The organism is Actinoplanes sp. NPDC051859 (assembly GCF_044452725.1).
In the GTDB taxonomy this organism is placed as follows: Bacteria; Actinomycetota; Actinomycetes; order Mycobacteriales; family Micromonosporaceae; genus Actinoplanes.
On record NZ_JBITBX010000002.1, the window covers coordinates 536341 to 549163 of the forward strand.

Below are 12823 nucleotides of genomic sequence, written 5' to 3' on the forward strand. Positions count from 1 at the left end.
TTCCGCCGCGGACCGGCCACCCCACGGCGACCCGGCACAACCCGCAGCCGACGCCGTGCCCGGGGCTGCGCGGCCGGTCGAAGGTGCTGCGCGGCCGGTCAAAGTGGTGGCGTTCGGCGGCGGGCACGGATTGGCCGCCTCGCTGCGGGCGTTGCGGCACTGCTCGCCGCGGCTCGAGTTGGAGATCACCGCGGTGGTCACTGTGGGGGACAACGGAGGGTCGAGCGGGCGCCTGCGGGCTGAGCGGGACGCCCAGCTGCCGCCGGGGGACCTGCGGATGGCGCTCGCGGCGCTGGCCGACAGCGACCCGGCTCACCAGACGACGGTGCGGCTCATGCAGCACCGGTTCGCGCCTGTCGGCAACCCCGACCGGCGGCAGGAGCCAGGGGAACGCCCAGCACCCGGCGAAGCCTGGCAGCCAGGCAGGACCGTGCGGTCCGGAGCTGCCGGACGGTCGGAAGACACCGAGCAGCAAGGCGAGGCCGGGCCGGCGGGCGCTGACGGCGGGAAGGCCGGCTGGGGCAATGTTGACCGGCGGATCGCGTCGGTCGGGGGGAAGCACGATCCGCTCGCCGGGCATGCCGTGGGGAATCTGCTGCTGCTCGGGCTGCTGGAGCTGATGGACGACCCGGTGGACGCGTTGGCGCATGCGGGCCGCATGGTCGGGGCGCAGGGGCGGGTGCTGCCGATGGCCTGCCACGCGGTCGGGATCGAGGCCGATGTGCGCGACGGCGATCCGGCCCGACCGGGGGATGTCGTGACCCTGCGCGGGCAGCACGCCGTCGCCGTCGCGTCCGGGCATGTGGAGGCGCTGCGGATCGTGCCGTCGTCGCCGCCGGCGTGTCCGGCGGCGGTGGAGGCGATCCGGGAGGCTGACTGGCTGATTTTCGGGCCGGGGAGCTGGTACACCAGCGTGCTGCCGCACCTGCTGGTTCCCGAGCTGGCCGCCGCGATTGTGGGCAGTGGCGCGCGGCGGCTGGTCACGATGAACCTGGCCGCCGACAACGAGACGCTGGGGCTGTCCGTCGCCGACCATCTGGCGACGCTGAGCTGGTATCTGCCGGAGCTGCGGCTCGATGTGGTGCTGGCCGACGAGAAGTTCGTGGGGGAGCCGGATCCGGTGCACCAGGCGGCTGAGGCGCTGGGCGCCCGGCTGGTGCTGGCGCAGCTCGCCGTTGCGGACGGCAGTCCCAAGCATGATCCTGAGTCGTTGGGTACAGCGTTGGTGCCGCTCCTCGGCCCCGATCGTTAAGCAGCTGGCACGGCGATCCGGGCAGACCGGGACAGGTACGACACAGACCGCGTAAGACGACCGCAAGAAACAGCATGAGGTGACTTCGAGATGGCGATGACGGCAGCGGTCAAGGACGAGCTGAGCCGGGTCGACGTACCCAAGCCGTGCTGCCGCCGCGCGGAGATGGCCTCGCTGCTCCGCTTCGCCGGTGGCCTGCACATCGTGTCCGGCCGGGTGGTGGTCGAGGCCGAGCTGGACACCGGCGCCGTCGCGCGCCGGCTGCGTCGGGAGATCGCCGATGTGTACGGCTACCCGAGCGAGGTGCACGTCCTGGCCTCTGGTGGCCTGCGCAAGGGCAGCCACTACATCGTCCGGATCGTCAAGGACGGCGAGGCGCTGGCCCGGCAGACCGGCCTGCTTGATGTCCGCGGCCGTCCGGTGCGCGGCCTTCCGCCGCACGTGGTCTCGGCCAACGTGTGCTGCGCGGTCGCCGCGTGGCGGGGCGCGTTCATGGCGCACGGCTCGCTGACCGAGCCGGGCCGGTCCAGCGCTCTGGAGATCACCTGCCCGGGTCCGGAGGCCGCCCTGGCCCTGCGCGGCGCTGCTCGCCGCATCGGCATCACCGCCAAGGAACGGGAGGTGCGCGGTGTCGACCGGGTGGTGATCAAAGACGGGGACGCGATCGCCGCGCTGCTCACCCGGATCGGCGCGCACGCGAGCGTGCTCGCCTGGGAGGAGCGACGGGTACGCCGGGAGGTCCGCGCGACGGCCAACCGACTCGCGAACTTCGACGACGCCAACCTGCGCCGCTCCGCTCGTGCGGCCGTGGCAGCGGCGGCCCGCGTGACCCGGGCGCTGGAGATCCTCGCCGATGAGGCCCCGAACCACCTGACCTCCGCGGGGCGGCTGCGCCTCGAACACCGGCAGGCCAGCCTGGAAGAGCTGGGCGCGCTCGCCGACCCGCCGCTGACCAAGGACGCGATCGCCGGCCGTATAAGGCGTCTGCTCGCCCTCGCCGACAAGCGCGCCCGCGACCTGGGCATCCCCGACACCGAAGCCGCCGTCACCCCGGAAATGATGGCCTGCTGACTGAGGTGGGGGTCCGGCCGGACGCTTCAGCCCGGAAGGGGCGGACGGCCTGGGGCACGACGGCGTTTCCTGCCTGATTCGGTGCAGGTGGTGTTGCTTTTGTGCGGCCGTGTGCGCGTACCCGAGGAAGATTTTGAGGTAACGATCGGGTTGCGCCCCGACGTGAGGGTGACGGGCGTTCTCGGCTAGGGTCTTAACGGCAAGCGCGGCACGCACATCTCCGCCGGTCGCAGAGCCCGGCGGACCGAATCGAGGAGATCGACCTGTGACCATCCGGGTTGGCATCAACGGCTTCGGCCGTATCGGCCGTAACTTCTTCCGGGCCGTGCTCGCCTCCGGCGCGGACATCGAGATCGTGGGCGTCAACGACCTCACCGACAATGCCACGCTGGCTCACCTGCTGAAGTACGACAGCATTCTGGGCCGTCTGCCGCACGAGGTGAAGGCGACCGCCGACGAGATCAGTGTGGGCGGCAAGTCCTTCAAGGCGTTCGCCGACCGCGACCCGGCCAACCTCAAGTGGGGCGACATCGGCGCGGACGTGGTCATCGAGTCGACCGGCTTCTTCACCGACGCCCACAAGGCCAAGGTGCACGCCGACAACGGCGCGAAGAAGGTCATCATCTCGGCGCCCGCCAAGAACGAGGACATCACGATCGTGATGGGCGTCAACGACCACCTGTACGACGCCGCGAAGCACACGGTCATCTCCAATGCTTCCTGCACCACGAACTGCCTGGCCCCGATGGCGAAGGCGCTGCACGACGCGATCGGCATCGAGCGTGGTCTGATGACGACGATCCACGCGTACACGCAGGACCAGAACCTGCAGGACGGCCCGCACTCGGACCTGCGCCGCGCCCGCGCCGCCGCCCTCAACGTGGTGCCGACCTCGACCGGTGCCGCCAAGGCGATCGCCCTGGTCATGCCGGAGCTGAAGGGCAAGCTGGACGGTTTCGCGATGCGCGTGCCGATCCCGACCGGCTCGGCCACCGACCTGACCTTCACCGCGTCCCGCGAGACCACGGTCGACGAGGTCAACGCCGCCGTGAAGGCCGCCGCGCACGGTGCGCTCAAGGGCTACCTGGTCTACACCGAGGACCCGATCGTGTCGGCGGACATCGTCACCGACCCGGCGTCCTGCATCTTCGACGCGGGCCTCACCAAGGTGATCGGCGACCAGGTCAAGGTCGTCGGCTGGTACGACAACGAGTGGGGCTACTCGAACCGCCTCGTCGACCTGGTCAAGCTGGTCGGCTGAGCATCGTGAAGGCTCTCGACGACCTGCTCGGCGAGGGTGTCTCGGGTCGGCGCGTGCTCGTGCGCGCCGACCTGAACGTGCCCTTCGACAAGAGCGACCCGACCGTCATCTCGGACGACGGCCGGATCCGGGCCGTGCTGCCCACCATCATCGCGCTGCGCGACGCGGGTGCCCGCGTCATCGTGTGCTCGCACCTGGGCCGCCCGAAGGGTGCGCCGGACCCGAAGTTCACGCTTGCGCCGGTGGCCGAGCGTCTCGGTGAGCTGCTCGGTAACCCGGTCGTCATGGCCGAGGACACCGTCGGCGATTCCGCTACCGCGGCGGTCGCGGCCCTGCTCGACGGCCAGGTGCTGCTGCTGGAGAACCTGCGTTTCAACGTGGGGGAGACCTCGAAGGACGACGCCGAGCGGGGTGCGTTCGCCGACCAGCTGGCCGCGTTCGCCGACGCCTATGTCGACGACGCGTTCGGCGCGGTGCACCGCAAGCACGCCTCGGTGTACGACGTGCCGGCGCGGCTGCCGCACTTCGCGGGTGGCCTGGTGCGGCGCGAGGTCGAGGTGCTGCGGCGCGTCACCGAGAGCCCGGAGCAGCCCTATGTGGTGGTGCTCGGTGGGTCGAAGGTGTCCGACAAGCTCGCGGTGATCAAAGCGTTGCTGCCCAAGGTGGACAAGCTGCTGGTCGGCGGCGGCATGTGCTTCACGTTCCTCAAGGCCCAGGGGCACGAGGTCGGGAAGTCGCTGCTCGAGGCCGAGATGATCCAGACCTGCGCTGACCTGCTCGCGGAGGCCGCTGGCCGGATCGTGTTGCCGGTGGACGTGGTGGCGGCAGCGGCCTTCGCCGCGGACGCCGAGCACGGCGTCGTGGACATTTCCGACATTCCGTCGGACCGGCTCGGGTTGGACATCGGGCCGAAGTCGGTGGCGCTGTTCGCCGAGGCGATCGGGTCCGCGAAGACCGTGTTCTGGAACGGGCCGATGGGCGTGTTCGAGCTGGCGCCGTACGCGGCCGGCACCCGGGGCGTGGCCGAAGCGATCACCAAGATCGACGGTTTCTCCGTGGTCGGCGGCGGCGACTCGGCCGCGGCCGTGCGCACGCTGGGCATCGACGAGTCCGCCTTCGGGCACATCTCAACCGGCGGCGGTGCGTCGCTGGAATACCTCGAGGGCAAGACCCTGCCGGGTCTCGCCGCGTTGGAGAGCTGAGCATGGCGGACGTGGCCCGCCGGCCGATCATGGCCGGCAACTGGAAGATGAACCTCAACCACTTCGAGGCCATCCTCCTGGTGCAGAAGCTTGCCGCCAGCCTGAGCGAGCAGCAGCTCACCGACGTCGAGGCGGTCGTCCTGCCGCCGTTCACCGACCTGCGCAGCGTGCAGACGGCGATCGACGGCGACAAGGTGAAGATCGGGTACGGCGCCCAGGACCTGTCCCAGCACAAGGGCGGCGCCTACACCGGCGAGATCTCCGGCGCGATGCTCGCCAAGCTCGGCTGCTCGTACGTGGTGGTCGGGCACTCCGAGCGGCGCGAGTACCACGGCGAGGACGACGCGTTGGTCAACGCCAAAGTCAAGGCGGCACTGGTCAACGAGCTGACGCCGATTCTGTGCGTCGGCGAGGGGCTGGGCGTCCGCGAGGCCGCCGGGCAGGTCGCGCACTGCAACGCCCAGCTCGACGGCGCGCTCGACGGGCTCAAGGACGCCGACGTCAAGAAGATCGTCATCGCGTACGAGCCGGTGTGGGCGATTGGCACCGGCAAGACCGCGACGCCCGAGGACGCGCAGGAGGTGTGCGGCGCCATCCGGGCGCGGCTCACCGAGAAGTACGGCGCGGACACGGCCGATGCCGTCCGAATTCAGTACGGTGGCTCGGTGAAGGCGGCCAACATCGCCGCCATCATGGCGCAGCCGGACGTGGACGGCGCCCTGATCGGCGGCGCGAGCCTGGACGCCGAGGAGTTTGCCTCGATCGTCCGGTTCCGCGAGCACGTCCAGCGCTAAGACATTGGTGGGAGAACCGGCGGCCCCAGGGCTGCCGGTCACTCCCGCGCCCGCTATTGTGGGGGCGCTGCAGTGCCCTTCGAGAGGAATGACCGGACCATGCCGATCGGGTTCGCATACACGCTGATCGTGTTGCTTATCATCACCAGCATTCTGCTGACACTGCTGATCCTGCTGCACCGCGGCAAGGGCGGCGGCATGTCCAGCATGTTCGGCGGCGGTGTGACCTCCAGCCTGTCCGGTTCCTCGGTCGCGGAGAAGAACCTCGACCGCTACACCGTGCTGGTGGGCATCGTCTGGTTCGCCTGCATCGTGGGCCTCGGTCTGTGGCTGAAGCTGGTCCAGACCACCTAGGGCATCAACGGGTTGTGGCCGGTTCTCGCCGTTTGTCAACAACCCTTCCTGAATGACCCCGAGAGTCGTAGACTCTGCCGCGCGGTCCGGTTAGTCCGGGCCGCGCGATTGTTTTCCCGCTCACCACAGGAGTTGTTTTCCGTGTCCAGTGGCAGTGCGATCCGCGGCAGCCGCGTCGGCTCCAGCCCGATGCGACCCGATGAGCACAGCGAGGCCGCGCCCCGCCGGGTCGTGCGGTACTGGTGCGCGGCCGGTCACGAGCTCAACGTCCGCTTCGCTGCCGACGTCGCCGCGCCCGAGACCTGGGACTGCGCCCGCTGCGGTCAGCCCGCCGGGCTGGACCGCGCCAACCCGCCGGGCCGCCTGCGCGCCGAGCCCTACAAATCCCACCTTGCGTACGTGAAAGAGCGCCGCTCCGACGCTGACGGCGAAGCGATCCTCGCCGAAGCGCTCGCCAAGGTCCGTCAGCGCCGAGGCCGGGACTGATCCGGCTCAGCTCTCCTTCGTCTCCCGGCCCATGAAGGTGACATCAGGCGCGCCGGGCACCGACAGCTCCACAAAGCCCAGCCGGTCGTAGAAGGCCCGCGCGGCAGTGTTCGTCCGCGCCATGCCCAAGTGCACCCGGGGAACGCCGGCGGCGCGCAGGCCGTCGAGGAACGCGGCGATCAGACCCCGACCCTGGCCCCGGCCCTGCCACTCCGGCAGCAGGTCGATGTGCAGGTGCGCGGGATAGCCGGCCAGCTCAGGGGAGACCATCCGTTCCGGATGGCGCAGCAGGGCCAGCATGCCGTCCTCGAGTGTCACCCGTGGGTCGTTGGCCTCGGGGTAGCGCTCGGTCACCACGGGTAGCCACTCCGTGCGGAAGTGCTGGGCAAATCTGACGGTGTCGGCCGTGCCCACGACGTAACCGACGGCTGCGCCGGTGCCGTCATCCAGGACGTGCGCGTGCTCGGGCTCCAGGACCGCGTAGGGCGCGGCGAAGATGTCACCCATCAACGTGTCGGACGTGTACTTGCCGCGGGCGTCGCCACCCGCGTCGGCGGTTCGGACGCAGATGTCGTACACGGCGGCGAGGTCGCTCGGACGGTATGCACGGATCGATGGCTGCACGGGCGGATTGTAAGCGCCAAGATCTGTGATCGTCATCACCGATCTTGGGCCAACCTTTCTGGCTGCCGCGCGTCCTTCCCAGCGAGAACCGTTTCCGAGCTTGCTGGAGTGCATCGATGCGCCTCACCACCCGTGCCGCCGCCTACGCCGTTACGGCAACCGCCGTCGTTGTGATCGGCGGCGGATTCGCCGCGGCCTCGGCGTTCGCCGACTCGTCGCCCGGCCCGCGCCCCACCCCCGCGCCGGCGCCGTCCGCCGTCCCGGCCACGCCGTCGCCGGCCCCGTCCGCCGTCCCGGCCACGCCGTCGCCGGCCCCGTCCGCTGTCCCAGCCTCGCAGTCGCCCGCCCCGGCCACGCCCGCGCCGACGTCATCCGCTGTCCCGGCCATGCCCGCGCCGACGTCTGCCGTCTCGGCCGGCCCGGCGCCTTCATCGCCCGGGCTGTCTTCGGGGCCGTCAGCGAGCCCTGCGGCCCTGGAAGCCACGACGACGCCTGTTGCCTCTGCCATGCCAGCACCCTCGGCGACGAGCGTCGGCGCGGTACCGTCACCCACCCGGACCCGCTGACCCCCCAGGCCGCGCCGATGACCCTCGCCTTTCCCCTGGTACGCCCGCTGGTGCGCTGGTGGCGTTCCGCGCTGTCCGGCAGCGTGGGCGCCGCCCGGCGTACGCCGTCATCCGGACCGCCGCCGATCAACGAGCTGTATCAGGCGCGGCGGCTGCGGCTCGTCCGGCTGGCCGTGCTGATGGTGGACGACCTGGGGACGGCTGAGGACATCGTGCAGGACGTGTTCGCCGCCCTGTATCGGCGGCACGGGGCGGAACTGCGGTCCGTCGCAGACCCGGATGCCTACCTCACCTCCGGCGTCATGAACGCGGCGCGTTCGGCGTTGCGACGGCGGCGGACCGCTCGGGCGTACGTGCCGCCGCCGCCCGGAACCGCTCCGGCGGCCGAAGAGCAGGTGCTGAGCGGGCAGAGCGACCCAGAGGTGCTCTCGGCGCTGGGGAAGCTGACCGTCCGGCAGCGTCAGGTGTTGGTGTTGCGCTACTGGTCGGAACTATCGGAACAGGAGATCGCGGACGTGCTGCACGTGTCCCGCGGAACGGTGAAGTCCACGGCACATCGAGCGGTGGAGATTCTGCGCAACCTGCTGGGGGAGCGGCGATGACCGGCACCGAGGTACGCCTGCGCGCCGCCCTGCACGCACGTGCTGCCGGCGTCACGGCTGCCGACCTGTCACCCGCCGTCCCGCCCACGGCGATGCCTGTCCGGCGACGGTCGTTCGTCGGCTGGCGTACGGGCGCGGTGGCCGTGGCGGCCGCGGTGGTGCTCGGCGTGCTGGGGTTTGTCGTCGCGCGGTCGGGCGGCGAGCGGACCGAGCCGGTGCCGAATCCGCCCGGGGTGACCGTGCCGTCGAGTCCACCGACACCGTCAGCGCCGGTCACGGAACCTGCCCCCTCGCCGAGCGCGGATCCGTCCAGCGCGGATCCCTCCAGCACCCCCTCGCCCAGCACCGGCTCGTCCCACACCTTCTCGGCAGGCACGCCCGCGGCACCCCGCGGTCCGGTGGCGACTGCTACCGCGCCGGCATCCGCCTCGCCGCTCACCGGTACGGCGGAACCCGTCGGTTGAGGGCTGCCCGGTGGCCGCCGTACCTGACAGGATGGGCCGGTGAACTGGACCCTGGAAGTGGTAATCGTGCCGGTCTCGGACATCGACCGGGCGAAGGCGTTCTACGCGGAGAAGCTCGGGTTCGTCGTCGATCACGACACGGTGATCAGCGATGAGGTCCGGATCGTGCAGCTCACCCCGCCGGGCTCGGGTTGTTCGATCGTGATCGGTCGGGGCGCGGTGCCCGACATGCCGCCGGGCTCCCTCAAGGGCCTGCAACTGGTGGTGCCGGACATCAACCAGGCCCATGCCGAGCTGACCGCCCGCGGGGTGGCCGTCAGCGATGTGCAGAAGCTGGGTGAGAACCCGACCCCGACGCCGGATCCGCTGGACAACGTCGGATTCCTCTTCTTCAGCGACCCGGACGGTAACGGCTGGGCCGTGCAGCAGATCTCGTCGCGCGCCTGACTTGAGGATTCCGGGCGCGCGAACCTGACCGCAACCTTCGTGCGCCCGTCGTGCACTCGGTCGGGGCCAGCGGGGCCCGAAGAGAAAGGCATGACGGACGCGCAGATCGTTGAGCTGGGGCTGCAGGCCATGACCATCGCCGCGAAGATGAGCGCGCCGGTGCTGCTGACCGCCCTGCTGATCGGGTTCGCGATCTCGCTGTTCCAGTCGGTGACCCAGATCCAGGAGGCGACGCTGTCGTTCGTGCCGAAGGCCATCGCGGTGGGCGCGGCGATGCTGGTCAGCGGCAACTGGATGCTGCACGAGATGATGGCGTACACGACGCAGTTGTTCGAGAAGCTGCCGACGCTGCTGATGTCCTGAACGAAAAGGCCGCCCCGTGGGGCGGCCTTCGTCGTTCGGTCAGCGTTTGGCAGCGGCAGCCGTATCCAGGAGCCAGAGAGTGCGCGTCGTGCCCTTCGCGCGGGCCGCAGGGAGCGCGTCGTCGCCACCCAGGGCCGCGCCGACCGCGGCCGCCTTGTCCGAGCCGGCGGCAACCAGCCAGACCTCCGCCGCCGAGCGAATCATCGACATGGTCAGCGAGATCCGGGTAGGCGGCGGCTTCGGGCTGTCCTGCACCGCGATGGCGCTGCCCTCAGCCGTGGCCTGCGGGTGGCCGGGGAACAGGGACGCCACGTGGCCGTCCTCGCCGACCCCGAGCATCAGGACGTCGAACCCGGCCCCCTCGGCAGCCAGCTCGGCGGCGTAGCGGTCCGCCGCAGCCGCTGCATCGTCGCCGTCGTCGCCGTCCGACGCGGGCATGGCGTGCACCCGCTTCGGGACCAGCGGGAGGCTGTCCAGCAGGGCCTCGCGCGCCTGCGTCTCGTTCCGGTCGGGGTGCCCGGCCGGCAGGAACCGCTCGTCGCCCCACCACAGGTCGATCCGGGACCAGTCGATGGCCTGCGCCGCCGGCAGCTCCTTGACCGCCCGCAGCACCTTCGCCGCGACCCGGCCGCCGGTCAGCACCACGTCGGCGCGGCCCCGCACCGCCTGCGCGTCGACGATCGCGGTCACCAACCGGGCGGCCACGGAAGCCGCCAGGATGTCGGCGTCCGGAACCACCACCACGGTCTCGCTCATCAAGCTCCCTAGCTCAGGCGGCTGAGCCGCCGGGACCCGCCATAGCGCCGGCTTCCTCGCCCGCGCGAGCGGCCAACGCTGGATCCTTCCAGACGTGCACGCGCGACGGCGGCCGACGGTCCAAACCGGACAGCCCGGCCATCGCACCCAGTGCTTCACCGTAGATTTGGTCGGGGTCGAGCCGGCGCAGTTCCTCCGCCAGTTCGTCGCCGACCGGCCGCTTCGGCAGTGGCATGTAGCGCGGCTCCTGCCCGGTCCGGCTGAACAACGCGGTGCCCTCGTCGCGGGTGACCGTCACGCAGTCGCCGTTGGCGCAGGAGAGCTGCACGGACTGCATACGTGGCGCTTTGTCGGTGAATTCCCACTCCGGCTCGATGTTCAGCCGGGCCTTGAGCCAGCCGCACATCAGCGCGGCGGTGGGGTCGTTTGCCGGCGCGATGACCTTGGCGCCGGTGACCCGCTCCTCGGTGGTGTCGAACGCGCCGGCCACCAGCGTGCGCCACAGCGTGATGCGGGTCCAGGTGAGGTCGGTGTCACCGGGCGCGTAGTCGGCCGCGCGCTGCCGCAGGGCAGCAACAGGGTCCGGGGACAACTTGCAGTCGGTGATGCGGCGGTCCGCCACGATGCCCAGGAAGTCGTTGGCGATGTTCTCCGGCGGCTCGCTGTGCCACCAGGTCACCACCGGCACGTCCGGGGCGAGCAGCGGCATGACGACCGACTCGGCGTGCAGGGCGAGACGGCCGTACATGCGCATCACGACGGCCTCGGCCGGGCCGAGCCGGCCGCCCACGACGATCTCCGCGTCCAGCCGGCTGCGGCCCTCCAGGTCCGAGCGGACCACGATGAGGACGCGGCACGGGTGCGCCGACGCGGCGATGGTGGCGGCGGCCTCCGCTTCGCGGACCTGCTTCTCCTCCACCACGGCGACCAGGGTGAGGGCCAGCCCGGAAGCCACCCCGCCCGCGCTGCGCCGCTCGGCTGCGAGCGCCTTGACGACCTCGGTGCCGGTGGTGTCCCACAAGCCGATCATGCCCGCCTCCAGGCCCGACCCTCGAGGGCCAGCATCTCGTCCGAAGCGCGCGGCCCCCACTCGCCGGCGCGGTACGGCTGCGGCTTGGTGCCGGCCCACGCGTCCTCGAGCGGGTCGATGACGCGCCAGCTCTGCTCCACCTCGGCGGCGTCCGGGAACAGTGTCCGGTCGCCGACCAGCACGTCGAGCACCAGGCGTTCGTACGCCTCCGGGCTGGACTCGGTGAATGCCTCGCCGTACTGGAAGTCCATCGCGATGTCGCGGACCTCCATCGTGGTGCCCGGCACCTTCGAGCCGAACTTCAGGACCACGCCCTCGTCCGGCTGCACGCGGATCACCAGCTGGTTGTTGCCCAGCATCTCGACGTCGGCCGGGTCGAACGGCAGGTGCGGCGCGCGTTTGAAGAGGATCGCGATCTCGGTGACCCGGCGTGGCATCCGCTTGCCCACCCGGACGAAGAACGGCACGCCGGCCCAGCGGCGGTTCTGGATGCCGAGTCGGACGGCCACATAGGTCTCCGTGGTGGAGTCCGCCGGCACGCCCTTTTCTTCCAGGTAGCCCACGGCTCGCTCGCCGGCCACCCAGCCCTGCAGGTACTGGCCGCGTACGGATCCGGCCTCGATGTCCTTCGGTAGGCTGATCGCCCGCAGCACCTTGAGTTTCTCGGCGCGGATCTCGTTGGGGTCGAAGCTCGTCGGCTCCTCCATGCCCACCAGGGCGAGCAGCTGCAACAGGTGGTTCTGCAGCACGTCGCGGGCAGCGCCGGCGGAGTCGTAGAACGCCGCGCGGGTGCCGATGCCCACGTCCTCCGCCATGGTGATCTGCACGGAGTCGACGTATTTGGAGTTCCACACCGGCTCGAACAGGCTGTTCGCGAAGCGCAGCGCCAGGATGTTCTGGACTGTCTCCTTGCCGAGGTAGTGGTCGATGCGGAAGACGTCCTCCGGCGTGAAGACCTCATCCACAAGCTGGTTGAGCGCCATGGCGGTCTTCAGGTCGTTGCCGAACGGCTTCTCGACGACCACCCGGCGCCAGCCGCCGGACTTGGCGTTGTCGGCCATCCCGGTACGGTTGAGCTGGTTGAGCACCAGCGGGAACGCGGCGGGCGGGATGGAGAAGTAGAAGGCGGCGTTGCCGGCGATGCCGTTGCGTTCGCGCAGCTCGTCCAGGGTGGTCGCCAGGCTGTCGAACGCGGCGTCGTCGTCGAACGAGCCGGGCACGAACTGGAACTGGCTGGCTAGCCGCTGCCAGACGTCCTCGCGCCACGGGGTGCGGGCGCCCTTCTTGGCGGCCTCGTAGGCCAGCGACTCGAAGTCGCCGTCGCCCCAGTCGCGCCGGGCGAAGCCGAGGACGACGAAGCCGGGCGGCAGCAAACCGCGGTTGGCGAGGTCGTAGACGGCCGGGATCAGTTTCTTTCGCGACAGGTCACCGGTGACGCCGAAGATCACCAGAGCGCACGGCTCCGGGATCCTGGGCAGCCGTCGGTCCTGTGCGGTGCGCAGCGGATTACCCACGTGTCCCATCCTGCCAGCTTTTCGTCATCCCGCTGGG

The 12823-nt window shown here is 70.6% G+C and carries 16 protein-coding genes; 11 read left to right on the forward strand and 5 right to left on the reverse strand.

Features of this window, described 5'->3' with window-relative positions; all coding sequences use genetic code 11:
* Positions 1-55 precede the first annotated feature (55 nt).
* The 7 genes from ACIA1L_RS06430 to ACIA1L_RS06460 all read left to right on the forward strand — a co-directional run bounded on the left by ACIA1L_RS06430 (position 56) and on the right by ACIA1L_RS06460 (position 6420).
* A complete protein-coding gene (locus ACIA1L_RS06430; RefSeq protein WP_396071780.1) occupies positions 56-1252 on the forward strand; it encodes a 2-phospho-L-lactate transferase CofD family protein in 1197 nt (398 codons plus the stop codon).
* 90 nt (positions 1253-1342) lie between these two features.
* Complete coding sequence (gene whiA, locus ACIA1L_RS06435) at positions 1343-2323, forward strand: DNA-binding protein WhiA (protein ID WP_378964685.1); 981 nt, start codon at positions 1343-1345, stop codon at positions 2321-2323.
* 265 nt (positions 2324-2588) lie between these two features.
* A complete protein-coding gene (gene gap, locus ACIA1L_RS06440; protein ID WP_396071464.1) occupies positions 2589-3584 on the forward strand; it encodes a type I glyceraldehyde-3-phosphate dehydrogenase in 996 nt (331 codons plus the stop codon).
* Between the two features lie 5 nt (positions 3585-3589).
* Positions 3590-4786, forward strand: a complete 1197-nt coding sequence (locus ACIA1L_RS06445) for a phosphoglycerate kinase (RefSeq protein ID WP_396071465.1) — start codon at positions 3590-3592, stop codon at positions 4784-4786.
* Positions 4787-4788: 2 nt separating this feature from the next.
* Positions 4789-5580, forward strand: coding sequence for a triose-phosphate isomerase (gene tpiA, locus ACIA1L_RS06450; RefSeq protein ID WP_396071466.1), 792 nt, complete (start codon positions 4789-4791; stop codon positions 5578-5580).
* Positions 5581-5679: 99 nt separating this feature from the next.
* The gene (secG, locus tag ACIA1L_RS06455) at positions 5680-5934 is read left to right on the forward strand and encodes a preprotein translocase subunit SecG (protein WP_396071467.1); all 255 of its coding nucleotides are present in this window, start codon (positions 5680-5682) and stop codon (positions 5932-5934) included.
* A 141-nt stretch (positions 5935-6075) separates the two neighbouring features.
* A complete protein-coding gene (locus tag ACIA1L_RS06460; RefSeq protein ID WP_396071468.1) occupies positions 6076-6420 on the forward strand; it encodes an RNA polymerase-binding protein RbpA in 345 nt (114 codons plus the stop codon).
* Between the two features lie 6 nt (positions 6421-6426).
* On the opposite strand, the gene ACIA1L_RS06465 is transcribed toward ACIA1L_RS06460, so the two are convergent.
* Together ACIA1L_RS06465 and ACIA1L_RS06470 are read right to left on the reverse strand one after the other, a co-directional pair.
* Positions 6427-7044: a GNAT family N-acetyltransferase gene (locus ACIA1L_RS06465; RefSeq protein ID WP_396071469.1), complete on the reverse strand. Its 618-nt coding sequence runs from the start codon at positions 7042-7044 to the stop codon at positions 6427-6429.
* Positions 7045-7186: 142 nt separating this feature from the next.
* Positions 7187-7552: a hypothetical protein gene (locus ACIA1L_RS06470; RefSeq protein ID WP_396071470.1), complete on the reverse strand. Its 366-nt coding sequence runs from the start codon at positions 7550-7552 to the stop codon at positions 7187-7189.
* Positions 7553-7627: 75 nt separating this feature from the next.
* Here ACIA1L_RS06470 and ACIA1L_RS06475 point away from each other — a divergent pair, with 75 nt between their 5' ends.
* The 4 genes from ACIA1L_RS06475 to fliQ all read left to right on the forward strand — a co-directional run bounded on the left by ACIA1L_RS06475 (position 7628) and on the right by fliQ (position 9486).
* The gene (locus tag ACIA1L_RS06475) at positions 7628-8212 is read left to right on the forward strand and encodes an RNA polymerase sigma factor (protein WP_396071471.1); all 585 of its coding nucleotides are present in this window, start codon (positions 7628-7630) and stop codon (positions 8210-8212) included.
* Entirely contained in the window at positions 8209-8676 is a 468-nt protein-coding gene (locus ACIA1L_RS06480; RefSeq protein WP_396071472.1) for a hypothetical protein, read from the forward strand. Before ACIA1L_RS06475 ends, ACIA1L_RS06480 begins: the two co-directional genes overlap by 4 nt.
* A 39-nt stretch (positions 8677-8715) precedes the next feature.
* Positions 8716-9123 carry a VOC family protein gene (locus ACIA1L_RS06485; protein ID WP_396071473.1) on the forward strand — a complete coding sequence of 136 codons (408 nt, stop codon included), beginning with the start codon at positions 8716-8718 and terminating at the stop codon, positions 9121-9123.
* A 90-nt stretch (positions 9124-9213) separates the two neighbouring features.
* Complete coding sequence (gene fliQ, locus ACIA1L_RS06490) at positions 9214-9486, forward strand: flagellar biosynthesis protein FliQ (RefSeq protein WP_396071474.1); 273 nt, start codon at positions 9214-9216, stop codon at positions 9484-9486.
* 39 nt (positions 9487-9525) lie between these two features.
* Here fliQ and pgl read toward each other — a convergent pair whose 3' ends face one another.
* Genes pgl through zwf form a run of 3 tightly spaced genes read right to left on the reverse strand, consistent with a single transcriptional unit; the run spans position 9526 to position 12786 of the window.
* Positions 9526-10242, reverse strand: coding sequence for a 6-phosphogluconolactonase (gene pgl / locus ACIA1L_RS06495; RefSeq protein ID WP_396071475.1), 717 nt, complete (start codon positions 10240-10242; stop codon positions 9526-9528).
* Positions 10243-10255: 13 nt separating this feature from the next.
* Positions 10256-11272 carry a glucose-6-phosphate dehydrogenase assembly protein OpcA gene (locus tag ACIA1L_RS06500; RefSeq protein ID WP_396071476.1) on the reverse strand — a complete coding sequence of 339 codons (1017 nt, stop codon included), beginning with the start codon at positions 11270-11272 and terminating at the stop codon, positions 10256-10258.
* Positions 11269-12786: a glucose-6-phosphate dehydrogenase gene (zwf, locus tag ACIA1L_RS06505; protein ID WP_396071477.1), complete on the reverse strand. Its 1518-nt coding sequence runs from the start codon at positions 12784-12786 to the stop codon at positions 11269-11271. The genes ACIA1L_RS06500 and zwf overlap by 4 nt, the downstream gene beginning before the upstream one ends.
* Positions 12787-12823: the final 37 nt, after the last annotated feature.